This is a genomic window from Sphaerisporangium sp. NBC_01403, assembly GCF_045040145.1.
Classification (GTDB): Bacteria; Actinomycetota; Actinomycetes; order Streptosporangiales; family Streptosporangiaceae; genus Sphaerisporangium; species Sphaerisporangium viridialbum.
This window is the reverse complement of sequence record NZ_CP109534.1, coordinates 2603156-2627613: the sequence shown is the minus strand read 5'-3', so window position 1 is coordinate 2627613 and position 24458 is coordinate 2603156. Positions and strand designations below refer to the sequence as shown.

At 70.4% G+C, this 24458-nt stretch carries 26 protein-coding genes and 2 pseudogenes; 12 read left to right on the top strand and 16 right to left on the bottom strand.

What is annotated here, in order from left to right; translation table 11 throughout:
* Window positions 1-28 precede the first annotated feature (28 nt).
* Window positions 29-1495 (bottom strand): hypothetical protein, encoded by a 1467-nt coding sequence (locus tag OG589_RS11790; RefSeq protein WP_405148621.1) that lies wholly within the window; start codon window positions 1493-1495, stop codon window positions 29-31.
* A gap of 63 nt (window positions 1496-1558) precedes the next feature.
* Here OG589_RS11790 and OG589_RS11785 point away from each other — a divergent pair, with 63 nt between their 5' ends.
* The 8 genes from OG589_RS11785 to OG589_RS11750 all read left to right on the top strand — a co-directional run bounded on the left by OG589_RS11785 (window position 1559) and on the right by OG589_RS11750 (window position 10917).
* The gene (locus OG589_RS11785; protein WP_405148620.1) at window positions 1559-2305 is read left to right on the top strand and encodes a TetR/AcrR family transcriptional regulator; all 747 of its coding nucleotides are present in this window, start codon (window positions 1559-1561) and stop codon (window positions 2303-2305) included.
* Between the two features lie 83 nt (window positions 2306-2388).
* Window positions 2389-3444: an NAD(P)/FAD-dependent oxidoreductase gene (locus tag OG589_RS11780; RefSeq protein ID WP_405148619.1), complete on the top strand. Its 1056-nt coding sequence runs from the start codon at window positions 2389-2391 to the stop codon at window positions 3442-3444.
* A 38-nt stretch (window positions 3445-3482) separates the two neighbouring features.
* Complete coding sequence (locus tag OG589_RS11775) at window positions 3483-4115, top strand: class I SAM-dependent methyltransferase (protein WP_405148618.1); 633 nt, start codon at window positions 3483-3485, stop codon at window positions 4113-4115.
* A gap of 140 nt (window positions 4116-4255) precedes the next feature.
* Entirely contained in the window at window positions 4256-6259 is a 2004-nt protein-coding gene (locus OG589_RS11770) for a GTP-binding protein (protein WP_405148617.1), read from the top strand.
* A gap of 119 nt (window positions 6260-6378) precedes the next feature.
* Complete coding sequence (locus OG589_RS11765) at window positions 6379-8079, top strand: RNA polymerase subunit sigma-70 (protein WP_405148615.1); 1701 nt, start codon at window positions 6379-6381, stop codon at window positions 8077-8079.
* A gap of 258 nt (window positions 8080-8337) precedes the next feature.
* Entirely contained in the window at window positions 8338-9018 is a 681-nt protein-coding gene (locus tag OG589_RS11760) for an alpha/beta hydrolase (protein ID WP_405148614.1), read from the top strand.
* A gap of 35 nt (window positions 9019-9053) precedes the next feature.
* On the top strand, window positions 9054-10265 hold the full coding sequence (locus OG589_RS11755; RefSeq protein ID WP_405148613.1) for a sensor histidine kinase: 1212 nt from the start codon (window positions 9054-9056) through the stop codon (window positions 10263-10265).
* A gap of 4 nt (window positions 10266-10269) precedes the next feature.
* Entirely contained in the window at window positions 10270-10917 is a 648-nt protein-coding gene (locus OG589_RS11750) for a response regulator (protein ID WP_405148612.1), read from the top strand.
* A 35-nt stretch (window positions 10918-10952) separates the two neighbouring features.
* Here the strand turns inward: OG589_RS11750 and OG589_RS11745 are convergent, their stop codons facing one another.
* From OG589_RS11745 to OG589_RS11735, 3 genes are all read right to left on the bottom strand, one after another.
* Window positions 10953-11768 (bottom strand): hypothetical protein, encoded by an 816-nt coding sequence (locus OG589_RS11745; RefSeq protein ID WP_405148610.1) that lies wholly within the window; start codon window positions 11766-11768, stop codon window positions 10953-10955.
* Complete coding sequence (locus OG589_RS11740) at window positions 11765-12673, bottom strand: ABC transporter ATP-binding protein (protein WP_405148609.1); 909 nt, start codon at window positions 12671-12673, stop codon at window positions 11765-11767. The genes OG589_RS11745 and OG589_RS11740 overlap by 4 nt, the downstream gene beginning before the upstream one ends.
* Before the next feature lie 167 nt (window positions 12674-12840).
* Window positions 12841-13788: a cupin domain-containing protein gene (locus tag OG589_RS11735; protein ID WP_405148608.1), complete on the bottom strand. Its 948-nt coding sequence runs from the start codon at window positions 13786-13788 to the stop codon at window positions 12841-12843.
* Between the two features lie 82 nt (window positions 13789-13870).
* Here OG589_RS11735 and OG589_RS11730 point away from each other — a divergent pair, with 82 nt between their 5' ends.
* From OG589_RS11730 to OG589_RS11715, 4 genes are read left to right on the top strand one after another with little or no spacing between them, the layout of a single operon-like run.
* Window positions 13871-14698 (top strand): NAD(P)H-binding protein, encoded by an 828-nt coding sequence (locus tag OG589_RS11730; RefSeq protein WP_405148607.1) that lies wholly within the window; start codon window positions 13871-13873, stop codon window positions 14696-14698.
* Window positions 14691-16301, top strand: coding sequence for an MFS transporter (locus OG589_RS11725; RefSeq protein ID WP_405148605.1), 1611 nt, complete (start codon window positions 14691-14693; stop codon window positions 16299-16301). Before OG589_RS11730 ends, OG589_RS11725 begins: the two co-directional genes overlap by 8 nt.
* Window positions 16276-16875 carry a helix-turn-helix domain-containing protein gene (locus OG589_RS11720; protein ID WP_405148603.1) on the top strand — a complete coding sequence of 200 codons (600 nt, stop codon included), beginning with the start codon at window positions 16276-16278 and terminating at the stop codon, window positions 16873-16875. Before OG589_RS11725 ends, OG589_RS11720 begins: the two co-directional genes overlap by 26 nt.
* Window positions 16854-17543 carry a tetratricopeptide repeat protein gene (locus OG589_RS11715; protein ID WP_405148602.1) on the top strand — a complete coding sequence of 230 codons (690 nt, stop codon included), beginning with the start codon at window positions 16854-16856 and terminating at the stop codon, window positions 17541-17543. The genes OG589_RS11720 and OG589_RS11715 overlap by 22 nt, the downstream gene beginning before the upstream one ends.
* Window positions 17544-17675: 132 nt before the next feature.
* On the opposite strand, the gene OG589_RS11710 is transcribed toward OG589_RS11715, so the two are convergent.
* From OG589_RS11710 to OG589_RS11655, 12 genes and pseudogenes are all read right to left on the bottom strand, one after another.
* Entirely contained in the window at window positions 17676-18443 is a 768-nt protein-coding gene (locus OG589_RS11710; protein ID WP_405152017.1) for a tyrosine-type recombinase/integrase, read from the bottom strand.
* Between the two features lie 54 nt (window positions 18444-18497).
* Window positions 18498-18642, bottom strand: a pseudogene (locus OG589_RS11705) (glyoxalase/bleomycin resistance/dioxygenase family protein); the annotation flags it as partial.
* Window positions 18643-19092 carry an ester cyclase gene (locus tag OG589_RS11700; protein ID WP_285704414.1) on the bottom strand — a complete coding sequence of 150 codons (450 nt, stop codon included), beginning with the start codon at window positions 19090-19092 and terminating at the stop codon, window positions 18643-18645.
* A 267-nt stretch (window positions 19093-19359) separates the two neighbouring features.
* Window positions 19360-19824 (bottom strand): hypothetical protein, encoded by a 465-nt coding sequence (locus tag OG589_RS11695; RefSeq protein WP_405148601.1) that lies wholly within the window; start codon window positions 19822-19824, stop codon window positions 19360-19362.
* Window positions 19825-20001: 177 nt separating this feature from the next.
* Window positions 20002-20481: an AlkA N-terminal domain-containing protein gene (locus tag OG589_RS11690; RefSeq protein ID WP_405148600.1), complete on the bottom strand. Its 480-nt coding sequence runs from the start codon at window positions 20479-20481 to the stop codon at window positions 20002-20004.
* Window positions 20478-20973 (bottom strand): annotated as a pseudogene (locus OG589_RS11685) (DNA-3-methyladenine glycosylase I). The gene OG589_RS11690 and the pseudogene OG589_RS11685 overlap by 4 nt, the downstream one beginning before the upstream one ends.
* Window positions 20974-21103: 130 nt before the next feature.
* Entirely contained in the window at window positions 21104-21775 is a 672-nt protein-coding gene (locus OG589_RS11680; protein ID WP_405148598.1) for an alpha-ketoglutarate-dependent dioxygenase AlkB family protein, read from the bottom strand.
* Window positions 21772-22296: a hypothetical protein gene (locus OG589_RS11675; RefSeq protein WP_405148597.1), complete on the bottom strand. Its 525-nt coding sequence runs from the start codon at window positions 22294-22296 to the stop codon at window positions 21772-21774. Before OG589_RS11675 ends, OG589_RS11680 begins: the two co-directional genes overlap by 4 nt.
* Window positions 22284-22574, bottom strand: coding sequence for an Ada metal-binding domain-containing protein (locus OG589_RS11670; RefSeq protein ID WP_405148596.1), 291 nt, complete (start codon window positions 22572-22574; stop codon window positions 22284-22286). The genes OG589_RS11675 and OG589_RS11670 overlap by 13 nt, the downstream gene beginning before the upstream one ends.
* Window positions 22571-23311: a 2OG-Fe(II) oxygenase gene (locus OG589_RS11665; protein WP_061258002.1), complete on the bottom strand. Its 741-nt coding sequence runs from the start codon at window positions 23309-23311 to the stop codon at window positions 22571-22573. The genes OG589_RS11670 and OG589_RS11665 overlap by 4 nt, the downstream gene beginning before the upstream one ends.
* On the bottom strand, window positions 23308-23925 hold the full coding sequence (locus OG589_RS11660) for a methylated-DNA--[protein]-cysteine S-methyltransferase (RefSeq protein WP_405148594.1): 618 nt from the start codon (window positions 23923-23925) through the stop codon (window positions 23308-23310). The genes OG589_RS11665 and OG589_RS11660 overlap by 4 nt, the downstream gene beginning before the upstream one ends.
* Window positions 23922-24419, bottom strand: coding sequence for an RNA polymerase sigma factor (locus OG589_RS11655; protein WP_405148592.1), 498 nt, complete (start codon window positions 24417-24419; stop codon window positions 23922-23924). Before OG589_RS11655 ends, OG589_RS11660 begins: the two co-directional genes overlap by 4 nt.
* Window positions 24420-24458 lie beyond the last annotated feature (39 nt).

Below are 24458 nucleotides of genomic sequence, written 5' to 3'. Positions count from 1 at the left end.
CACTCCCTTTCCCGTTCCAGGGACGCGTTCAGAACGGCCGCCCGGGCGTCGCCGCGGTGACGAAGACGGGCGTGACCGACACCGGCAGCCGCAGCATCCCCCCGCCGACCTCGACGGCGGGGGTCCCGCCGAGCGCGTCGACCGCGGTCGCGGCGGGCGCGGACCACGGCCACGAGACGGTGACGGGCGGGTCGTCCTCCCCGTCGAACATGTCGCGGTCGTCCCAGAGCACGAGCAGCGGTTCCCGTCCGGCGCGGTCGACCTCGAACGCGTACAGCGCCGGCCGGTCGGCCACCTCCACGCGGGTCACGTTCCGCACCCCGGCGAGCTGCCCGGCCATCAGGGCGAAGGTGTCGCCCGCCGGATTGCGGGCGTCGAGCGCGGTGCCCCGGTAGTCCATCAGCGGCAGCTTGCCGAACATCAGGTGCATCATCTGAAGGTGGTCGACCGGCCCGGGCACCTCGTGCGCGAGGTTCCAGTACGCGGTGCGGCGCACACCCGCGGCGAGGGCCAGCAGGTTGCACATGACGAGCCGACGGCAGTTGATCCGGTGCCGCCTGGCCTCCAGCTCGTCGGGGCAGCCGGCCATGAACATCTGGAGTTTCCGCGGCAGCTGTGGCATCCGCCCGTACAGCGCGGTCATCGCGCGCTTCTCCGGGGTGTCCTGGCTCGCCCTGGCCGTGAGCTCCGCGGTGCTCTGGGTGGCGGGGGCCTCGGTGAACGCCTCGGTGAACACCTGCCTCATGACCGCCTCGACCTCGGGGATGTCGAACGGCACCGGCCCCGCGTACTCGCCGACCACGACAGGCTTGGCGTACCCGTGGGCGCGCATCATCCGCCGGGCCGTGTCGATGCAGGCCGGAGCCGTCGCGGGGTCGCCGTACAGGTGCACGTCGAACAGGTCGAACGCGTCTCGGCCCTCGGACACCAGGTGGTCGAAGAACCGCCGGGGCTCGCCGTCGTCGCCTTCGCTGAAGACGTCGTAGCCGCAGCCGCCGAGCACCACCGCCGCGGCGGGGTCGGCCTCCTTCACCGCCGCGTACATCACCCGGAGCTGCGTGACGTACTCGCCCGCGGTGCCCGCCCACAGCAGGCCGGTGTTGCTCGGCTCGTTGTCACACTGCCAGTAGCGCACCCGTCCCGCGCAGTGGCCCACCACCTCGCGGACGAACCGGCCGTACGCGCCGAGGTCGAGCGCGGGGGACGGAGGCAGGAAGTCGGTCGGCTCCCGGGTCGCCCACGGCGAGCTGGAGCACAGGGTGATCCAGACCTCCTCGTCGCCGTCCAGCTGGTCCAGCAGTGCGTCGACCGTGTCCCACACGTAGTCGCCGGGGCTCGGCTCGACCTGGCCCCAGTACACGTACGCCCGCACCAGCGTGGCCCCGAGCGCTCTGGCCTGGGGGGCGAACTCGTCGGGCTTGCCGAACAGCCCGTAGCTGATGCCGCGCACGACCCCCAGCCGGATGCCGGACGGGTCGAAGGGACCGGTTGTCATCGGCGGACCTCCTTGGAGGAGAGTTTACGTAATAAACTAGGGTTTATACCGTACACTTCGAATATGGGAGAGTCCACCGAGAGCCCGGTCCCGCTGGTCTGGAACCAGCCACCGCCGCCGCCGCGGCAGCGCGCCCTCGGGCGGGAGGAGATCGTGACCGCCGCGATCGCCCTCGCCGACGAGGCCGGGCCGGCCGCGCTCACCATGAAGGCGGTGGCCGCCCGCCTCGGGCCGTACTCGCCGATGGCGCTGTACCGCTACGTGCACAGCAAGGAAGGCCTCGTCGACCTGATGCTCGACACGGCCACCGCCGAGATCCCGATCCCGGCGCGGCCGAGCGGCGACTGGCGTGCCGACCTGCTCGGCCTGGCCACGGCCACCAGGGAGATGAACCGGAGGCACCCCTGGTACGCGCTGCTGATCCACACCCGCCCTCCTGCCGGTCCGAGCATGATGCTCCGCCTGGAGTTCATGCTCACCGTGCTCACCGGGCAGGGCGCGACCGTCGCCGAGGCGATGACCTACGCGGCACTCGTCGACCGGCACATCTTCGGCAGCGGGATGCAGGAGGCCGAAGAGGCAAGGATCACCCGGCGCCACGGCCTGGACGACGGCGCGAGGCTGCACGCCGCGATGACGGCGGTGCACGACCTGGCCGCCGCGGACGGGCGCCTCCCGCACCTGGCGTCCTGGCTCGCCTGTCCCAGCGGCCCGACCGTGGACGAGCAGTTCGGTCTCGGGCTCGAATTCCTCCTCGACGGCATCGCCCGGCGGCTTCCCGCCCCAGGTCCCCGCCCCTCACCCGGCTGATCACCCGTTTGCCGTCTTGGCAACGAATTTTGTCATACGCGCGGGCATGAGCGGATCATCTCCAGTGAACGGAGGTACCGCACATGACCGAACAGACATTGCCCGATATTCCGATAAGCGAGGAACGCCACTACGACGTGGTGGTGGTCGGCGGTGGCGCCGCCGGGCTGAGCGGGGCGCTGACCCTGGCCAGGGCACGCCGCTCGGTGCTGGTGATCGACGCGGGCCGGCCGCGCAACGCCCCGGCGGCCCACGTCCACACCTACCTGGCACACGAGGGGATCGCGCCCTCACGGCTCCTGGCCGACGGCCGCGCCGAGGTGACCGGCTACGGCGGCGAGATCGTCACGGGGGACGTCGTGGCCGCCGAGCGCCTGGACGCAGGGGGCTTCAACGTCGTGCTCCGCGACGGGTCCATGGTCGCGGCGGACCGGCTGCTGGTGACCACCGGCCTGGTCGACGAGCTGCCCGAGGTGCCGGGCATGGCAGAGCGATGGGGCCGCGACGTGCTGCACTGCCCGTACTGCCACGGCTGGGAGGTGCGCGACCAGGCGATCGGCATCCTGGCCACCGGGCCGATGGCCGTCCACCAGGCCCTGCTGTGGCGGCAGTGGAGCAAGGACGTCACCCTCTTCCTCCACACCGCGCCCGAGCCAGGCGAGGAGGAGCACGCGCAACTGGCCGCCCGCGACATCGCCGTGGCCCGTGGACAGGTGACGAATCTGGAGGTGACGGGCGACCGGCTCACCGGCGTACGCCTGGACGACGGCAGGGTGATCTTCTGCCAGGCTCTGGTTGTCCTGCCACGCCTGACCGCCCGCGCCGATGTCCTCACCAGCCTGGGCCTCGGCACCACCGAGCAGGAGATCGGAGGACAGGTGATCGGCAGCTACGTCGCCGCCGACGCCTCCGGGGCCACGGAGCTCCCCGGGGTGTGGGTGGCCGGCAACGTCGCCAACCTCACCGAGCAGGTCGTCGGCGCCGCCGGCGCGGGTGTGCGCGCCGGCGCGGCGATCAACATGGACCTGGTGGGCGAGGAGACCCGCCGGGCCGTCGCCGCCCGCCTCGCCCCCTTCTCCGCCCAGATGGAACGCGAAGCATGCGAACGCGTGCTCGGCGACCGCCGGCACGGCCTGTGACCCCGCCCCGGCCCGAAACCAGCAAGGAGAACGCACACATGACCGACATCACCTCGGACGCGGAGTTCTGGGACGACCGCTACAGCCAGAGCGACCAGATCTGGAGCGGGAACCCCAACACCGTGCTGGTCCACGAGGTCACCGGCATGGAACCGGGCAGAGCCCTGGACCTCGGATGCGGCGAGGGAGCCGACGCGATCTGGCTGGCCCGGCAGGGGTGGCAGGTCACCGCCGTCGACATCTCCCGCGTCGCCCTCGACCGCGCGGCCAGGCACGCGGCCGAGGCCGGCGTGGCCGGCCGCATCGAGTGGCAGCGGCACGACCTCGCGTCGTCCTTCCCCGCCGGGGTCTTCGACCTGGTCTCCGCGCAGTTCCTGCACTCCCATGGCGACATGCCGCGGGAGAAGATCCTGCGTAACGCGGCCTCGGCCGTCGCGCCGGGCGGGGTCCTCCTCGTCGTCGGGCACGCGGGGTTCCCCGCCTGGGAGCACGACCACCATCCCGACATCCACTTCCCCACCCCGGAAGAGGTCCTCGAATCCCTCGACCTGCGGGACGGGGAGTGGGAGGTGCTGCTCAGCGACGAGCACGAGCGGATCCAGAACGACCCCGACGGGAAGCCGACCACCCGCACGGACAACACGCTCAAGATCCGGCGCCTGGCCGGGTGAATCGATAAAACGGTTGCTCGTCGTGGTCGCCGTCTGCTGCACTGACCCACAGAGCCGATCAACCAAGGAGACCGAAATGCGTGAAACGTCGATGTCCACCAGAAAGGAAGTTTCCATCTACCTAGAGGACATGACGTTTAGTGCGCACTTTGAACCTGGGGATTCTGGCACACGTAGACGCCGGTAAGACCAGCCTGACCGAGCGGCTGCTCCACGCCGCCGGCGTCATCGACGAGATCGGCAGCGTCGACGACGGCAGCACCCAGACCGACTCCCTGGCGCTCGAACGGGAGCGCGGCATCACGATCAAGTCCGCCGTCGTGTCGTTCGTCATCGGCGACGTCACCGTCAACCTGATCGACACGCCCGGCCACCCGGACTTCATCGCCGAGGTCGAGCGGGTGCTGGACGTGCTCGACGGCGCCGTGCTGGTCGTCTCGGCCGTGGAGGGTGTGCAAGCCCAGACCCGCGTGCTGATGCGCACGCTGCTGCGGCTGGGCACGCCCACGCTCGTCTTCGTGAACAAGATCGACCGCGGTGGCGCGCAGTACGAGAAGGTGCTGCGGGAAATATCCGACAGGCTGACGCCGTCGATCATCCCGATGGGATCGGTGCGCGGCCTCGGCACGCGCTGTCCGTCCTTCACGCCGCACGGCGCCGACGAGGCGGACTTCACGGCCAGGCTGGCCGAGCTGCTCGCCGACCACGACGACGCGTTCCTCGCCGCGTACCTCGACGACGAGAAGCCGGTCTCCCGCGAGCGGCTAAGGGACGAGCTGGAGGCGCAGGCCAGGCGGGCGCTGGTGCATCCGGTGTTCTTCGGCTCGGCGATCACGGGTGCGGGCGTGGACTCGCTGATGACCGGCATCAGCGAGCTCCTGCCCGCGACCGAGGGCGACGCCGCGGGCCCGCTCTCGGGCGCCGTCTTCAAGATCGAGCGCGGCCCGGCCGGGGAGAAGATCGCGTACGTTCGCGTGTTCTCCGGAACCGTCCGGGTGCGCGACCGGCTGCGGTTCCGCCAGGACCAGGAGGGGAAGGTCACCGCGATCAGCGTCTTCGACCGGGGCTCCGCCGTCCCGCGCCCGTCGGTCTCCGCAGGAGAGATCGGCATGCTCTGGGGGCTCGTCGGGGTGCGCGTCGGAGACACGATCGGCGTGCCGCGGACGACCTCGGCGCGCCACCGTTTCGCCCCGCCGACGCTGGAGACGGTCGTCGTCTCCCGCCCCGCCGACAAGGGCGCGCTGCACGCGGCGCTCGTCCAGCTCGCCGAGCAGGACCCGCTGATCGACCTGCGGCAGGACGACGTCCGGCAGGAGATCTCCGTCTCGCTCTACGGCGAGGTCCAGAAGGAGGTCATCCAGGCGACGCTGGCGAACGACTTCGGGGTGGAGGTCACATTCCGCGAGACGACCACCATCTGCGTCGAGCGGCCGGCCGGCACCGGCGCGGCCGTCGAGGTCATGGGCAAGGAGCCGAACCCCTTCCTCGCGACCATCGGGCTGCGCGTCGAACCGGCTCCGGTGGGCTCCGGAGTGCGGTTCGGGCTGGAGATCGAGCTCGGGGCGCTCCCGCCCGCGTTCCTCAAGGCGGTGCAGGAGACCGTGCACGAGACGCTGCGCCAGGGGCTCCACGGCTGGCAGGTCACCGACTGCATGGTCACCCTGACACACTCCGGGTACGCGCCACGGCAGAGCCACGCCCACGCCAGCTTCGACAAGAGCATGTCCAGCACGGGCGGGGACTTCCGCAACCTGACGCCGCTGGTGGTGATCGACGCGCTCAGGCGGGCCGGCACCACGGTGTACGAGCCCATGCACCGCCTCAGCCTGGAGATCCCGGCGGACACCTTCGGCTCGGTGCTGCCCGTGCTGGCACGGCTGCGCGCCATCCCGCGGACGCCGGCGATGCGCGACTCGTCGTGCGTGATCGAGGGTGAGATCCCCGCCGCCTCCGTGCACGAGCTGGAGCAGCGGCTCCCGGCGCTGACCCGCGGCGAGGGCGTGCTGGAATGCGCCTTCGACCACTACGAGCCGGTCCGCGGCACTCCCCCGGCCCGGCCCAGGTCGGACCACAATCCGCTCAACCGCGAGGAGTACCTCCTACAGGTGCAGCGGCGCGTCACCAGCCGGGGGGAGGGCGGCTGACCGTCACCAGTCGGCGGCGTCCCCGTAGGGCCGGGTCCAGAGAGCTCGCCGAGCTGGCCGCATTCCAGACTTCGTTCCAGAAGAACCGTACGGGGGTGAATTCCGGTACATTCGCCGCCGTGGGAACCGGCACCGATCACCCGCAGCGTGGGCTCGACCTCGGCTACGCTCGCGTGTCCGCCACCAAGCGGTCCCTGGAGCGGCAACTCGACGCGCTGACCGCCGCCGGCATCCCCGCTGGGCGGATCTACACCGACGACAAGACCGGGACCACCCCCGGACGTGAGGGCCTTGACCGGCTCCTGGCCCGCGCGCGTGCCGGCGACACGATCGTCGTGCACACCCTGGACCGGATCGGCCGCAACCTCCGCGAGGTGCTGAACCTCGTGCACGAGCTGTCCGAGCGCGGCATCGGTGTCCGCTCGCTGGCCGACCCGCTCCCCATCGACACCGCCGGCGAGGGCGTGGGCCGCATCGCCTCCCTGCTGCTCGCGCTGTTCGCCGAGATGGAACGGACCTTCGCCGCTGAGCGCGCCGCCCACGCCCGCGCCGTCGCCGAAGCGGGCGGCCGGCACGTCGGACGGCCCGTCGCCCACCCCGCCGACAAGATCGAATACGCCCGGTCGCTGAAGGCCCAGGGCGACTCCCTCGGCCGGATCGCGGCCGAGACCGGCATCCCCAAGACATCCCTGCACCGCTACCTCTCCGATGTCGTCCCTCCGGCCGGCAGCGGTCGAAGCGCCGGCGTGAGCAGCCGCGGCCGGCGGCTCGCGGGAGCCGAGGGAGATGGGGCGAGCCTGAATGACGAGGCCGCGACCGTCGCCGCGGCCCGGGGTGGCGACGAGTCGGCGTTCGCCGGGCTTGTCGAGCGATATCGGCGGGAGCTGCGGGTGCACTGCTACCGGATGGTCGGCTCGTTCGAGGAGTCCGAAGATCTGGTTCAGGAGACGTTCCTGCGGGCGTGGCGCAAACGCGAAGGCTTTCAGGGCCGTTCCAGCTTCCGCGCGTGGCTCTACCGGATCGCGACGAACGCCTGTATCGACTTCCTCGACCGGCACCCGCGCCGCCCCCTCCCGCGGGAGGCCGCGCAGGCGAGCGACGCACCCGGGGCGCCGCCGGACGAGATCCGGTGGCTGCAGCCCTTCCCGGACCGGCTGCTGGAGCCGACGGCGCCGGGCGAGGTGGAGCCGGACGCCGCCGCGGTCGGCAAGGAGACCATCGAACTGGCCTTCCTGGTCGCCATCCAGCACCTGCCTCCCAGGCAACGTGCGGTGCTGATCCTGCGGGACGTGCTCGGCTGGTCGGCCAAGGAGTCTTCCGCGGCGCTGGGGTTGAGCGTCGCCTCGGTGAAGAGTGCCCTGCAGCGGGCGCGACCCACCTTGAGGACGCACCTTCCACGGCGCCGGGAGGAGTGGGCGCCGTCAACGCCCGCGACCGCGCAGCAACGGGCATTGCTGCGGCGCTTCATGGACGCCCACGAGCGAGCCGACACGGCCGCCTTCGCACGGTTGCTGAGCGAGGACGTACGGGTGACGATGCCTCCGCTTCCGTTCTGGTTCTCCGGTCGCAAGGCGGTCGCGGACTTCACCGCACATGTCTTCGGACCCGGCTCGCCGCTGTACCAAGCACAGTGGCGGAGCGTGCCCACCCGGGCGAACCGCCAGCCGGCGGTGGCGGGGTACGTCCGGCTGCCGGGAGAAACCGAGTATCGGGCTCAGGTGCTCAACGTGCTGCGGGTCGAGGACGGGAAGATCGCCGAGATCACCGTCTTCGAGCCGCACTTGTTCCCCGCGTTCGATCTGCCGCTGACGCTGTCCTAGCTTCCCGGCCCGGGTGCGGGCGGTGATTCCTTTCCGGCCGCCTCACCGTCTCAACAGCGGACGACCTCGATCCGCGAGGTCGACGACGGTGAGGAACGCTGATGGGGCCCGACGATCGCGAAGATGTGACGGCGCTGGATTTCCAGACCAGGCTGCCCGGCGGCACCGGCATGAAGGACTTCGAACGCCGGGGCCGACTGTGACGACCGGGACCGGAAGCCGCCCTGACCGTCACCACTGCCAGGAGGCCGACCCGTCATGAGCACCTATGTCCTGATCCCCGGCGCCGCGTCCGACTCCTGGTACTGGCATCTGCTGAACGCCGAACTGCGTGCGCGGGGCCACGACGTGGTCGCGCCCGACCTGCCCTGCGACGATGACTCGGCCGGGCTGGCCGAGTACACCGACGCGGTGATCGACGCCATCGGCGACCGCACCGGTCTCGTCGTGGTCGCTCAGTCCTTCGGCGGATTCACCGCACCCCTGGTGTGCGAACGAGTACCGGTCGATCTGCTGGTGCTGCTGACGGCGATGATCCCCGCGCCGGGTGAGTCGCCCGGCCAGTGGTGGACCAACACCGGCTGGGAACAGGCCAGGCACGAGCAGGACGAACGCGACGGCAGGGCACCCGGCGACGACACCGCCCTGTTCCTCCACGACGTGCCACCCGAACTGGCGGCGGACGCGGCCGAGAGGCGCCGTGATCAGTCGGCCACACCTTTCCTGAAGCCATGGCCGCTCCAAGCATGGCCCGCGGTGCCGACGAGATTCCTGCTCTGCCGCGACGACCGCTTCTTCCCGGCGGAATTCATGCGCCGGGTCGTCGGGCAACGCCTCGGCATCCCCCCGGACGAGATCGACGGCGGCCACTGCATCGCCCTCAGCCGCCCCAAGGAGCTGGCCGATCGACTGGAGGCCTACCAGGCCGAGCCGGCGTGACCCGCGCTGAAGGAGCGGCGGGTAAAGTCGTCGCCATGGGCACCGCACGCGGGTCCGACCGGGCCCTTAGATGGGCCGTCGCCGCCCTCCTCGTCGCGGTCGCCGACGCCGTCCTGCTCTACCCCGGAGGCCCGCACGGCTGGGTGACGGCCGCCCGGGTGACGGGCATCGCCGTGGTCGCGGCGATGGCGTCGCGGCTGCCCGTGCCCGCTTTCCTGGCGGCGCTGGCGCTCGCGCCGCCCGGCGGGCCGAGCGCGCTGCTCGTGTGGACCGCCTATCAGACCGGGCGGCTGGTCGTGTCGCGATCGGGCATCGCCGTCGCCGCGGTGGGCGTCGTCTGCGGCCTGGCCTGGCAGCTGCTCCTGCTGTCCGCGCCGGCGGGTCCCGTGGTGAGCGGATACGTGGTCTTCGTGGCGTTGCCCATGGTGCTCGGGCGCTATCTGGCCCAGCATCGCAGCCTGCGGTCGGCCCGGGACGCCCACAGGCGGCAGCAGCGCAGGGAGCACGCCCTCCTGGCCGACCAGGAGCGGCTGCGCGAGCGGCTGCGGATCGCCAGGGACGTCCACGACTCCCTGGGCCACCGGCTCAGCCTGATCTCGATCCAGGCCGCCGCGCTGGAGGTGACGCACCTGCCGCCGCGCCAGCGAGAGGCCGTCCGGGAGCTCGCCGCCACCGCCCGGCACTCGCTCGACGAGCTGCACACGCTGGTCGGCGCGCTCCGTGGACGCGCGGAGCCCGGCACGCGCTCGCTCGGCGCGCTCGACGGGCTGGCGGCCGAGTTCCGCGCCGCGGGCACCCCGGTGACGGTGCTGCGCGAGGGGACCGCCGGCGTGCCGGCCCCGGCCGCCGAGCACGCCGCGTACCGGGTGGTGGAGGAAGGGCTGACCAACGCGGCCAGGCACGCGCCGGGGCAGCCGGTCACGGTGGCGCTGCGCGGGGAGGGCGACACCCTCCTGGTGAGCGTCCGCAACCCCCTTCCAGCGCACCCGGCCGCCTCGTCCGGGCGCACCGGGCACGGGCTGGCCGGGCTGGACGAGCGGGTGCGGCTCGCCGGCGGCGTCTTCCACACCAGAACCTCGGACGCGGAGTTCCGGCTCGTCGCCATGCTGCCGCTCGCCGAGGCCGTCGAGGAGGCCGGGCCCCCGGCGGCGGCCCCGGGCCGCGACCGCCTCTGGGTGGTCGCGCTCGCGCTCACCGCGGCGGTCCTCGTGCTCGTCACCGGCCCCACGGGCGTTCCAGGAGGATGATCACGTGATCCGGGTCCTCGTCGCCGACGACGAGCCGCTCATCACCGCCGGCATCAGGACGGTGCTGGAGTCCACGCCGGACATCGAGGTCGTCGCCGAGGCGCGGGACGGCAGAGCGGCCGTCGAGAAGGCGCTCGCGCACCGCGTCGACGTGGCGCTGCTGGACATCAGCATGCCCGTGCTCGACGGGCTGAGCGCGGTGGACGAGCTGCGGCGGCACGCCCCCGGCATCCGGGCCGTGATGCTGACGGCCTTCGGCGAGGAGTCGAACGTGCTGCGCGCGCTGCGCAACGGCGTCGCCGGGTTCGTGCTCAAGAACTGCACCCCCGACGAGCTGATCCGCGCGGTCCGCGCGGCGGAGGCCGGAGACGCCTACCTCTCCCCGGCGGTGACCCGCGTCGTGCTCGGGATGGTCACCCCGCTGGCGGCGGGGCGATGGCAGGAGGCTCGGCGGCGCATGGCGGCGCTGACCTCCCGCGAGTCCGAGGTCCTCGATCTGGTGGCCGAGGGGCTGTCCAACGCCGACATCGGCCGGCGGCTGCACATGAGCGAGACCAGCATCAAGACCTACGTCAGCCGCGTCCTCGCCAAGCTCGGCTGCGCCAACCGCGTCCAGGCCGCGCTGCTGGTCCGGGACGCGCGCACCGTCTGACCGGCGGGCGCCGCTCGCCCGCCGGGGAATGCCGCTCAGGCGTCGCGACGCCGCATCACCAGGTAGCCGCCGACCAGGGCGGCGGCGGCCCAGAGCGCGAGGATGCCGAGCCCCGTCCACGGACCGTAGTCGCGCGCCCAGCGGGGGTCGTCCTGCGGGCCGGCGATATGCATGATCACCATGCCCGCCTGGTCCGGGAGGTACTGGGTGACGGCCTTGATCGCCGGTACGTTGCCGAGCCCCTGCGAGCCGAGGAAGAACAGCGGCAGCAGGATGCCGAGCGAGAGCGTGGAGCCGCGCAGCATCGCCGTCACTCCCATGGCGAACATGCTGATCAGCGTCAGGTACAGGCACGCGCCGGCGAAGGCGGCCGGCATACCGTCCGCGAGCAGGGAGGTGCCGTACGGGCCGAGGCCCGCCTGCGCCGCGAAGAAGGTGGCCGTCACCGTGACCACCGAGACCGCGAGGACCGGCACCGTCCCTGCGAGCATCTTGCAGCCGTAGAACAGGCCGCGCCGCGGCACCGCCAGCAGCGAGGCCCGGATCGTCCCCGAGCCGTACTCGCCGCCCACGACGAGCACCCCGAACACCACCAGCGCGAGCTGGCCCAGGGTCAGGCTGTAGAAGGTGGCGAAGATCGGATCGAGCGCCTCCTGACGCCCGGGCGAGCGGGTGGCGTAGGAGTCGCGCAGCATGCCGGCCAGCAGGCGGCCGAGCCCGGCGCTGAGCGCCAGAGCCAGCACCGGCGTCCAGACCGTCGACGGCACGGTCCTGATCTTGGTCCACTCGGAGACCAGGACGGCTCGTACGGTCGCGACGCCCACCCCCGCGTCCACACTCTTCGCGGTCATCGCACGTCTCCCCGGTGATCGACGGCGTCCCTGGTGAGCCGCATGAACGCCTCCTCCAGCGAGCCCGGCCGCGTGCCGGCCTCGTACAGCGTCAGGCCGTGAGCCTCGGCCAGCTCGCCGATGCGCGTCTCCTCCGCCTCGTAGACCTCCAGCGCCCCGTCGGCCGCCTGCCCCACCTCGAGCCCCGCCGCAGCGAGCACGTCGCGCATCCGTTCGGGCTCGGGCGTGCGGATCCGCACGTGCGAGCGGGCGCCCGCCTCGACGAACTCCCGCACGGAGGTGTCGGCGAGCAGCCGGCCCCGGCCGATCACGATGAGGTGCCGCGCGGTCAGTGCCATCTCGCTCATCAGGTGGCTGGAGACGAGCACCGTCCGGCCCTCCTCGGCCAGCCTGTGCATCAGGGTCCGGATCCACAGCACGCCCTCCGGGTCCAGCCCGTTCACCGGCTCGTCGAAGAGCAGGACGGGCGGGTCTCCGAGCAGCGCCGCCGCGATGCCCAGCCGCTGCGCCATGCCGAGCGAGAAGCCGCCCGCCCGCTTCCCCGCCACGCCCTCCAGCCCGGCGAGCCGCAGGACCTCTCGCACCCGCGCCTTCGGGATCCGGTTGCTCTGCGCGAGCCAGAGCAGGTGGTGGTACGCGCTGCGCCGCCCGTGCACCGCCCCGGCGTCCAGCAGCGCCCCGACCCGTCGCAGCGGCTCGGGCAGTGCCCGGTAGCTCCTGCCGTCGATGCGAACCCGGCCTCCGGTGGGGCGGTCGAGGCCCAGGATCATCCGCATCGTGGTCGACTTGCCTGCGCCGTTGGGCCCGAGGAATCCGGTGACCTGGCCGGGCCGCACGGTGAAGGTCAGGCCGTCGACCGCCACCGTGTCCCCGTATCTCTTGCTGAGGTTCTCCACTTCGATCACGTGGTTCACGCTAGGGACCGGGGCCATCGCGTCGCAGTCCTCGAAAGTCGCCGCCTGGGTCGACCGAAGTCGACACCCAAGTGCGTCACTACGGCATGACCGAGGTCGCCAGGCCGCGGCAGGGCCGACCTGGCATTTGCGCGGAGCCCAGCTTTGCGTGGTAGCGATCAGGCGGCGGCGCGGCCGCGGGAACGGTCGCGGTGTTCGGTGGGGCGGATGCCGAGAGTGCGTTTGAAGGCGACGCTGAGAGCGGAGGAGCTGGAGTAGCCGACCTGGCGGGCGACGGCATCGACGGTGGCGTCGCTGTTGGCAAGCAGGTCGGCGGCCTGGCAGATGCGCCACTCGGTGAGGTAGGCCATCGGTGGGCGGCCGACGAGGCTGGTGAAGCGCTGCGCGAAAGCCGCTCGGGAGATACCGGCCTGCGCGGCCAGCCGGGCGACCGTCCAGGGGCGTGCGGGATGATCGTGGATGGCCCTGAGGGCGGGGCCGACCACGGGGTCGCCGTGCGCGCGATACCACGCGGGTGCGTCTGTCGTGGAGAGCTTGAACCATTCGCGCAGGCTGGAGATGAGCAGGAGGTCGAGGAGCCGGTCGAGGATGGCCTCCTGCCCGGGGGAGTCCTCGCGGATCTCGCTGGAGATCATGTCCAGGGTGGGGCAGCCGCCGGGGAGTGCGGGGATGCGGGCGAGCCGGGGCAACGCGTCGAGCACGCGCTGCCCGACCTGGCCGCTCACCTGATAGGTGACCTTGAGCAGCACGGTGGACCCGCCGGTGAGCCCCCCTGGGCGGCACATCGGCAGCTCGCCGGTGACCTCGTCTCCGTCAGGCGTGGTGCAGGATCTGGACGCGTCGACCACGGCCAGCGGCGCGGTGGCCGGGTCGTCGGCGACGGTGAAGGAATCGGGGCCGAGAACGAGCGCCACGTCTCCGGTGCTCAGGAGTACGACATCGCCATGATCAGGCACGATCCAGGCCTGGCCACTGAGCATGGTCAGTAGCGTGAGCGGTGCCTCCTCGGCGAATCGCAGCGACCACGGCGGGCTGACAGTCGACTGGTCGAACAGTGCCCCCACCGGACGGATGTCACGCAGCAGGCTCGTCAGAGCGTCTCCCATGTCGGACAGCTTAGACGCTCAAACATCAAGAGCAGACGATGAGCCATCGTCCGTCCAGTCTGGCGCCGGTTGACTGGGCGACATGTCTATTTCATCGACACTTGTCACTGGTGGCACCGGCAAGACGGGGCGGCGGGTGGCCGCCCTGCTAGATCGGCGTGGCGTGCCCGCACGGGTGGCGTCTCGATCGGGCCCGGTGCGATTCGACTGGGTGGACGAGACGACCTGGGAACCGGCGCTGGCCGGAGTCCGCGCCGTCTACCTGGTCGATTCCCAGGACGCGGGCGCCGAGGCCGAGGTGCGTGCCTTCACCGAGCGGGCCGTCGCGCGCGGTGTGGACCGGCTGGTCCTGCTGTCGGCCAGGGTCTGGGCCGAGATGGGCGACCCGGCCGGGCTCGCCGTAGAGAACGCGGTACGCGAAGCGGGAGTGGCCTGGACGATTCTGCGGCCGTCCTGGTTTGCCCAGAACTTCGGCGAGGACCCGCTTATCGCAAGCGCGATAGCCCGGGGGGATCTGCGGCTACCCACCGGTGAGGGACGCGAACCGTTCATCGACGCCGAGGACATCGCCGAGGTCGCGGTCGCCGCCCTGACTGGCGGCGGTCACGCCGGAGAGATCTACGAGCTGTCCGGCCCCAGAGCACTGACCTGGGGACAGGCCGTAGCCGAGATCGCCCGCACGACCGGCCGCGCCATACGCTTCACACCGATCAGCGATGAGCAGTACCGCACCGAACTGGCCGCGGCCGGACACCCAGACGACTACGCCGAGATCACCTCGGCGCTGTTCGCCCACATCCGCCACGGGCGCGGCGCTGCGCTGTCGGACGGCGTGCGACGCGCCCTTGGTCGCGAACCCGCCGACTTCGCCTCCTACGCCCGACGCCTGGCGCAGGCAGCCGATGTCTGACCACTCTCGCCGCCCCTGGCTCGGCCTGGCCGTACTGCTCTTCCCGACCCTGCTGATGACCGTCGACCTCGGAGTCCTCTGGCTGGCCACACCCGCGCTGGCCGCCGATCTCGGCCCGTCCAGCACTCAACTGCTGTGGATCAACGATGTGTACGGCTTCGCCGTAGCCTCCCTACTGGTCCTGTCGGGCAACCTCGGCGACCGGTACGGGCACCGCAGGCTCCTGCTGTTCGGCATCGCGGTCTTCACGCTCGCCTCGATCATGGCCGCCTATGCTCCCGGCCCGGGCGTGCTGATCGCGGCCCGGGCGATCCTGGGCGCGGCGGGCGCCGCCATCGTCCCGGCAACGCTGTCGCTGATCAGCCACATGTTCACCGATCCGGTACGGCGGGCCCGGGCGATCGCGCTGTGGGTGACGGCACTGTCGAGCGGCATCGCCATCGGGCCCGTGGTCAGCGGGGTGATGCTGGAGCGCTTCTGGTGGGGCTCGGTGTTCCTGGTCGCCGTGCCGATCATGCTGGTCGTCCTGGCCGTCGTGCCGCTACTGGTGCCCCGGCACGCGAATCCGCAGGCCGGGCGGCTCGACCGGGCCGGCGCTTCGCTGCTCCTGCTGGCCCTGATGCCTCTCGTGTACGCGATCAAGAGCCTGGGCGAGAATGGCTTCGCCCCGGTGACCTTCGCGGCGCTGGCCGTGGGGCTGGCCTTCGGCACGCTGTTCCTGCGCCGACAGCGGCGAGCTGCGACACCGCTGCTGGACGTGCGGCTGTTCGCTCATCGCACCTTTGCCGCCGCCTTGGCTCTGATGTTCATCGGCCTGGCAGCGATGAACGGCGTGGAGTACCTGATGCCGCAGTACCTCCAGCTGGTCAGCGGCCTGCCGCCGGTCCAGGCCGGCCTGCTCATGGTGCTGCCCGCGCTCGGCCTGGCCGCCGGATCGCAGCTCACCCCCGTGCTGACCCGGCGGGTACGGCCCGCGTACGTGATCGCCGCGGGCGCGGCCCTGGCCGGCGCGGCCTTCGCCATGATGGCCGCACTCCCCAGCGACGCCTCGGGAGCGGTCCTGGCGATCGGCGCGGCAACCGCCATGATGCTGGGCCTGGCACCGGTCACCGTGCTCGGCACTGCCATCGCGGCCGAGGCCGCCCCGCCGGGCAAGGCCGGCCAGGCCTCCTCAGTCGGGCAGACCGCCTACGAGCTCGGCCTCGCCTTCGGCATCGCCGCCACCGGCAGCGTGATGGCAGCCGTGTACCGCAACCACGTGCAGGCCGCCTCCCCAGCAGGTGCGCCCGCGGACGTGGTGAGGGAGGCGGCCGGCAACCTCGGCGGCGGCCTGGCCATCGCCGAACGCCTCCCCGGCGAGCTCGGCGAGGCGATGGCTGCAACCGTGCGCAACGCTTTCGCCTCCGGACTACACGCTGCCGCGATCATCAGCGGCAGCCTGGCTGCGGCGCTGCTCGCGCTCGCGCTCCTGCTCCTGCGGCGCGTCGCACCCACCGGCGCCCGAGAGACCCCTGCCGCACAAGCGCCAGTGCCGACGACGGCTGGGAGTTCGGGCCGGGGACGATCTTCGCGACTCCTTGGGCGCACCGGGCCCGCCGCGTAGGCTCGGCTTCCACCAGGTCGCGGAGAAGGAGCAGTCCATCACCACCCCATCCAGTTTCGCGGACCTGCTGCGTCGCCATCGGCACGCGGCGCGCCTGACTCTCGAACAGCTCGCCGAGGCCTCGGGGGTCAGCGCCCGAACCCTGTCGGACATGGAGCGCGGACGCAGCACAGGACCCCGGCACCGGACCGTCACCGCCCTGGCGGAGGCGCTCGCTCTAGCGGAAGACGACCGCGAACAGCTCATCGACCTGGCTCGATCCGGCCGTCTGAGGGATCACTGGACGCGCCCGACCGGCCTGTGTGAGCTGCCCCGATCGGTTGACGATTTCACCGGCCGGGCCGCCGAACTGGCCTGGACGAACGATTTCGTCCAGGCCGGCGACACACTGGGCGACGCCGGCGTCGCCCTCATCACCGGCTCGGCCGGCCTGGGCAAGACCACGCTTGCCGTCCGCCGTCCGCCGGCCCGGAGACCACGCTGCGGTACGCAGCTGAGGCGTTGGACCTCGCTACCCAGAGCGGCGCCACGGCGCAGATCGCCTGGGCCCACATGTACGCCGGAGTCGCGCTGAGACGGCTCCAACGGCTCGATGAGGCCGTTGCGTCGATATCCCGGGCGACGGAGATGTTCAAGGCCAACAGCGACATCGATGCCTACTGTTCGTGCCTCAGCACCCTCGCTGACTGCTTTCGCGACGACAGCCGCCTTGAGGAAGCGCTGGAGAAGTACCGCGAAGCGTGCGCCATGCAGGGCGACGAGGGGTCTGGGATGACACCGAGCATCGCGGCGCTCACCCGGCCATACACACTGGCCCAGGTCGGCGAATGCCTGGGACTCCTCGGCCATCGGGCCGAAGCGATCACCACGCTCACCGAGGCGATCGCTCTCATGGAGCAGTTCCAGTTGAACTACCGGCAGGCCCGCGCCCTGGAGGCACTCGCGGCCGTCCTGACCGAGGAAGGCCGGACCGGCGAGAGCCGCCGAGCCTACACGCGTGCGGCGGAGGTGTTCGAGGCGATCGGTGACGTCGAGGCGAGCAGTCGCTGCGCGACCTGGCGCCCGCCGCATCCTGACACGCCGAAGGCCGGTGTTCGCGGTATTTCCGCGTGCTGTTCTGCGTGGTCTGGACCCTTCCGCACGACTTGGATTGAGCGCACAGGACAGGCGTTGGGCCTGTCCATCCAGGTCAGGAGTGACCATGACGACCATCAGGAGAAGGCGAACAGCTCGGCGTCCTGATCAACAAGTACCCCGGCACCCAGATCCCCGCCGCCGTCCAAGAGGTCCCCTACGCCAACCCGGACGGCACCACCGGCACCGACCTTTACGGCCCGGAACTCCTATAGCTCCGGGCAGCCGCCACTCGGTTGATCAGTGGGTACGGCGAAGGGGTGCCAGGACCTCGGTGACCTTGGCGATGGCCTCAGCGCCGGGTTTGACGTAGCGCATGGCGGTGCGGGGGTTCTTGTGGCGGGTCTTGCCCATGATGAGCTGGAGCGGGACTTCGGCGTCGCCGAGGTGGGTGGCCGCCGAATGGCGCAGTTGGTGGAGGTCGAGCCCGGCGTAGGTGTCGAGCAGGACGCGGGCGCGGTCGTAGCCGAGGCGGGCGTGGCCGGTGTGCGGGCAGATGCCGGCGGCGGCCGGGCGGCGGGCCGGGACCGGGCGCCGCTCGGACAGGAACAGCGGGCCGCGGGTGCGTGAGCTGCCGTCCGGGAGCCGGAGTAGGCGGGGCAGAAGGTGGGCGGTGCCCGTCTCCCAGTACACCCACTCGACGTCTCCGCCCTTGGAACGGACGGGGGCGCGGCGGTGCTCCAGGTCGAGGTCCTCGACGTTCAGCGCCAGGATCTCCGAGGCTCTGGCCGCCGTTTCATAGAGCATCCGCCACAGCGTCTTCTCGCGTAGCGGGATGTCGCGGCGTGACAGTAGCTGGTGGATCGTGGTCTTGGCCACGGCGCGGGTCTCGTCGGCGGTTTCCTTGCGGCGTTCGGCGTCGGCCGGGACCGACGGCGCGGCCCAGTGCTTCTTGGCCTGGCACCAGGTGAGCCAGGAGGCGACGGCGGCGCGGTTGCGGTTCCAGGTCGCCGGCGCGCTCGCGCCCCACAGCTCGGCCAGCGCGGTGCCGATCTCGGCGTCGGCCACCTCCGCCAGCGGCCGGTCGCGGCCCAGCCGGGCGATGACGCGGTCGATGGCCGAGGCATAGCAGCAGGAGGTGTCGTTCTCGGTGAAGGTGGCCAGCCCGGCCTCGGTGAGCCGCTGGGTGGCGGCGGCCGAGGTGGTCCATGCGGGTGTCCTGACCCTCCTCGCCCTCGATGAGCACCAGCTTGAGCGGGCGCTCAGCTCAGGCGGTAGGGATGATTCCGAGCTGCTGAAGGACCTTCACACCATCGTCGAGCCCGAGCTCCTCGACGATGAGACCGTCCTGGATCTTGAGCACCGTCGTGCCGGTGAAGCGGAGCGTCTTGCCGGACGCCGCCGGCGCGGAGCCGATGGGAAGGTCATCGAAGATGATCGGCCCGGTGTGCGTGCCGCCCCCCTCCCACTGGCCGACGACGTAGTCGCCCTCGGCGATGAGGTCCGCGGTGCCCCAGAAGTTGAGGTCCGGGAAGGCGGTGCGGAAATTGGTCGCGAACTCGCGCACCTCGTCGCGACCGCGCATGGGCTTGTGCAGCGAGTACTCGAACCGGATGTCCGGAGCGGCGAGCTCGTCGATGATGTCGGGGTTGAAGGGGTTGCCCCAGAACTCCGTAAACCATCGGCCGACAATGGCCTTGTTCTTCTCGAGCGACATGGGTTTGTCCTTTCTGTCGGTAGCCGCCACCGGTCCGCCAGCAGGCGTGGTGACATTTTGAAGACGCTGGTCGAAGCCGATACGTGAGATTGGCGGTGAAGATACGAGGTGTCGAACGCGGTGCTGAGCATTCGCGAGTCGGGCCGCTGAACGACCACGGATTGAAGAGGCGAAGCCTGCTGCGACAGGAATCTCCTCTTCGATGTGCAGACGCGTCCGGTCTAATCCGGTGGGGGCGTGGACGTCCGTGATGCCTCGGTCATGCGATCACCTCGATGGGTGCAGGCCAAGGGCCTTGTAGATGGCCTCTGTCGCCGTGCCGTCCCGGACGATCACTCGGTCGATGCCCGCCTCGCGGGCGTTACGCAGAAGTTCGATCTTGAGCACCTGCTCCACCCACGCCGCGTGGGTCGGCTCCATCCATGTCACGACGTCGCGTGGGACATCGCCGGTTGGGTCGATGATCGAGATGCCGACGGTCTCGTAGCCTCTGCACGCTACGACGACGAGGCTCTCGTCGCGGATCGTGAAGGGCATCACGTCGATGCCACCGCAGATCATGGCGGATTGGAGGAGGTCTCCGACCGCCATGCCGAACTGAGCCGATCGGGCGCTCTTGTCCGCGAGACTCGGGAAGTAGTACGTGGCAGCGGTCGCGCGGTGCGTCTCGATCCAGTAGTTGTCGGCGTCGAAGTCGGTCAGGTCGTATTCCTTGTCCTGTCGACTGGTCATTCGCATTGTCCCCTGCACGCCCAGCTGTAGCAGCGGTGCCCGCGACCGCCGGGCGCGTGACGGCCGCGGGCATGCTGAGCTGACTGAGGTCAGCAATGCCGGGCGATTGCTTCCCGGCACGTGGAAGACGCCGGGTCGCACAGGAACGTGAGATTGGGGCCTGGCTTCAGGATCGCGTCAGTCCGGCCTGGCCGCGCCGTAGGCGACGTCCGCCCACAGATGCATGAGCGCGTAGGAGCGCCACGGTGCCCACGCCGCAGCGATGGTCCGCGCCCGGTCAACGGTGACGGCCCCAAGCGCCCTGCGGGCGACCAAGTCGCCGGTGCCGGGCCGGCGCTCGACCAGCGGCCGGATCAGCGGGTCCGTGGTGAGGTGATCGGCGATCCGCTCGGTGTCGGAGTCGAGGTCCAGCCAGCGTCGAATCGCGACCGCGATGCCGTCGGGGTCAGGCACCTCGTCAGGGAGGTTCGCGACGACCCCATCCTCGGCGAAGGTCATCTTCACCCGTGCAGGGCCTCCTGCGTGGGTCAGAAGCCGGGTGTAGGTGCGGCCCGGGATGTCGACTTCTTCGGCTCCTGGGATCGCGTGGGCAGCCAGCATCCGTAGAGCGATCTCAAAGTCAGTGGGACCGTTCGGGATCAGGTGCAGGAGGGTCACGATGTCCAGATTCCAGAGCTGCCCCGTCGATGCGAGCCGAGCAGATGGGTGTCGACGATGCCGATCGCCTCCATGAGCGCGTACATGGTAATCGGGCCGACGAAGGCGAATCCGCGTCGGCGCAGCTCCTTTGACAACGCGACCGACTCGGCGGACTTCGTGGGGATCTCTGCAAAGGTCTGGGGGCAGGGCGTGCTCTCGGGTCGGAAGGACCACACCAGCTCGGCCAGGCCCATCTCCTCGCGCAGCGTGATGGTGGCGCGGGCATTGGTGATGGTCGCCTGGATCTTCTGCCGGTTGCGCACGATGCCGACGTCGGCCATCAACCGCTCGACATCGGTCTCGGTACGCAGCGATCGCGTCCGGGAGGAAGTTGTCGAATGCCGCACGGAATGCGGGTCGCTTGCGGAGGATCGTTGCCCAGGACAGTCCCGCCTGAAATCCTTCGAGACTGACGCGCTCGTAGACGCCGCGTTCGTCCGTGACCGGCATTCCCCACTCTGTGTCGTAGTAGTCGCGCAGCAGAGGGGCAGCGGCTGCCCATGCGGGCCGGGCGAGCCCGTCGTCCCCGACGACGACGCCGGGGTCGGCGGTGGTGCTGCTTGCATCTTGTGTCATTCGATCACCCGTCAAGCCCGGTCATGCGCATCGTGATGTTGATCCGGCCGCGACTGAGTCCGCATCCCTCGGGGGCGGTGCTCTCGTGCACCTTGGTGACACCGTGGTAGGCCAGTCGGGCGGGTCCGCCGAAGACGAAGAGGTCGCCGGAGGCCAGCAGCACGTCGGTATAGGGTTTGCCGCGGCTTTCCGTGTTGCCGAATCGGAACGTGCAGCTATCGCCGATGGACAGCGATACGACCGGGGCGCGGGAGATCTCGTCCTTGTCCTGGTGCATTCCCAACCGGGCCTCCGCGTCGTAGTAGTTCACCAGCGCGGTGTCGGGCGTATAGGAGCGGATCGCGGCTGCGTCGTGGCCAGTGGCCTTGAGGGCATCCCGTCCCAGGCGGATCATCCAGTCGGGGAACGGAAGGACACGGGCGCCGTTCACGTCGGTGGCCTCTCGCGTGTACTTGTACGGTTGCCAGTGCCAGCCCAGACATACGGTGCGCACCGACATCTCGTGTCCGCGGACCTTCGCGGCGCGGATGGGGACAGGGCCTTGCACCCACTCGCGGAACTGATCCACGATCCACTTCTGCTGTTCCCGAGTCAGCCAATCAGGGACCAGGGTGGCGCCCGGGGCGACCTCTCCTCCGTCACGCTCGGGGATCTCCGGAGTGAACAGCGCTGTCATCGCTTGCCCTCCGTGTGTGTGAGGTGCACGAGGGAATCGTGCGCAACGAGCCAGGAGGTACCGTCTGCGTTTGCGCCGGTCAGGCCGTCCAGATTGGTCAGTCCGACGAGTGCGAGAGTGCGCGGGTCGCCGATTCCGGTGGTCGCGAGGGTGCGTGCGGGGCTCCAGGGAGTCGACCACAGCAGCCGCCGGGTCATCTGTGCCCAGCCGGTTGCCGGCCCGACCATCACCCACAGGTCGGGGTCGGCGGCGGCGAACCGTGACGCGTGACGCAGCCAGGAGGCCCCGGTCTCGGGCCAGGTGATCGTATCGAGAGTTCCGCCTCCTGTGCGATCCCAGGCCGATTCGATCAGGCGTGAGGTCGCAAGGGCGTGAGGGGTGCGGCCGGAGCCGATCACGATAGTGCGGGCACGGCGGTCGCGAGCAATTCTGATGACGGTCGCGACCTCGGCATCCGTAGCCGTCAGGTCCGCGTCATAACTCGCTGACGCCTTCAGTAAGGGGCTGGTCAGGGCTTCCATCGTTCGCCGTTCTCCCGGGTGGTCTTCCACGTCTGATGGCGGTCCCTGCAGCAGGCTCCGCAGGGGCGGAACCCGGCGGCGACCGCTGTGGCCTCGTCAGCGAAGAAGACCCGGTGCTTCACGTAGCCGCCGCGAGCGATGGCGCGCAGCGCGGCGGGACAATCGAGTCGCCCGTAGATCTTCGAGCACCGATGGCCGCCCCACAGCCCCTTGACCGCAGACCGATAGGGACGGCCGTCCGCCCCCAGAAGGGTGTACGTCTTCGTTGCGTCGCTCATGCGGCGTCATGGAAGACGAGAGCGAGGGTGTGACGTTCGCCGGACCGGATGGCGGATACGCCGTGCCGAACCGGCGCGGCGGACCATCCGCGGGCGGACTTGACGGGTCGGTCGCGGGTGGTGAAGAGGTATCCGTGACCGTGCGGCAGCAGCGTGGCCGTGCCCCGGGACTGGGCGCGCGGGCGCTGTTCCAGCAGCAGGAACTCGCCACCCGTGTGATCCACGCCGGGCTCGTTGAGGTTGATCACGACCTGCAACGGGAACACGAGGTCGCCGTACAGGTCGCGATGCAGAGCGTTCCAATCCTTCTCGCCGTAGTGGAGCAGGATCGCCGAAGACTTCGTCTGGCCGGCGTCGTGGCACATCTGAAGCCACTCATCAAGCGAGTCCGGCCACGGTGCGGGCCGGCCGAGCTTGGTCCACCAGTCGCGGGCGATGGGAAGCAGCCGCGGGTACAGCGCCTGCTTGAGCCGCTCGATCGGTTCTGGGTACGGCGCGTTGAAGTATCGGTACTGGCCCTCACCGAAGCGGTGCCGGCCCATGTTGACGGTGCTGCGGAACAGGCCGTCCTGCTCGTACAGCTCCCTGATCTCCACGGTCTCCTCCGGGGTCAGCAGTTGCGGCAGCAGTGCGCCGCCATACTCGTTGACCTCTGTGGTGATCGCCTCCCAGTCGCCGGACTCGACGCGGCTGTACCACCGATCCGTCTTCCTCCCGGTCGCCTTCGCGATGCTCATGCCGCGGCCTCCAGGTTCAGCAGCATGGTCTTGGCCTCGAGTCCGCCGATGTAACCGCCGAGCGTGCCGTCGGTACGCAGCACGCGGTGGCACGGGACGACGATCGGCAGCGGGTTGGTCGCACAGGCGGTGCCCACCGCTCGGACGGCCTTGGGGTTGCCGACGAGCTCGGCCATGTCTCGGTAGCTGCGGGTCTGGCCGTACCCGATCTCGGGCAGATGCGTCTGCACGAGGCGCCGGAATCCGCGAGACAGGGACAGGTCCAGCGTCAGGTCGAAGACCTGGCGGTGCTTGGCGAAGTACTCGTCGATCTCGCGAGCCACTTCGTCCAGCCGCTTCGGGGCGCGCAGGATGCGCGGGCTGAGCTTCTGGCCGAGGGCTTCCAGAACTCGATCGTGGTCCTCGCTGGCGTACGCCACGCGGACCAGCCCCTCCGGGGTGGCGGCGAGCAGCAACTTGCCGACAGGTGAGTCGATGGTGGTGTAAGCGACATCGACGAGATTGGCTCGCTCTGCCGCCTGCTCCAGACGGCGGTGGAGCCGACTGAGAGTGCCGGCGTCCACAGGCGTCGAAAGCAGGGCGGCCATGTCGTCATCGTGGCGGATGTCGTTCATGATGATGCTCCTCTCGTGATCGCGCCCGGATATTTCTTCCTGAGATTCTTGAGCCCGTCTGCGGCGGCTCTTCGGGCCGCCTCAACGGTGCCGCCGAGGATCTCCGCGATCTCGGCGTATGCCAGCCCCGCCACATAGCGGTAGGCGACAGCCTGGCGTTGTTTGCTCGGGAGCCCTTTCACCGCGGCCCACAGGTCAGAGTCCCCAGAGTCCGGGATGTCCCGCCCCGTCGGTGCTTCCGGTACCTCGTCGACGGGCAGGGGATTCCTTTTCGCGACACGCAGCACGTCGATCGCCTTGCGATGCGCGATCGTCACGAGCCATGCCTCCACGTTCGCCGTCTCAGGCAGGTCGGGATAGGCGCGCAGGGCGGAGAGGAAGGTCTCCGACCATGCGTCGTCCGCGTCGTGCGGGCCGAGGACGACCCGGCAGACGCGCAGCACGGTTGCGCCGTGCTGCGCGACCACGTTCTCGAACGGTTGTTTCATGTCCATCCCATTGACGACATACTTTCGGTGACAAACGTGAGGTTT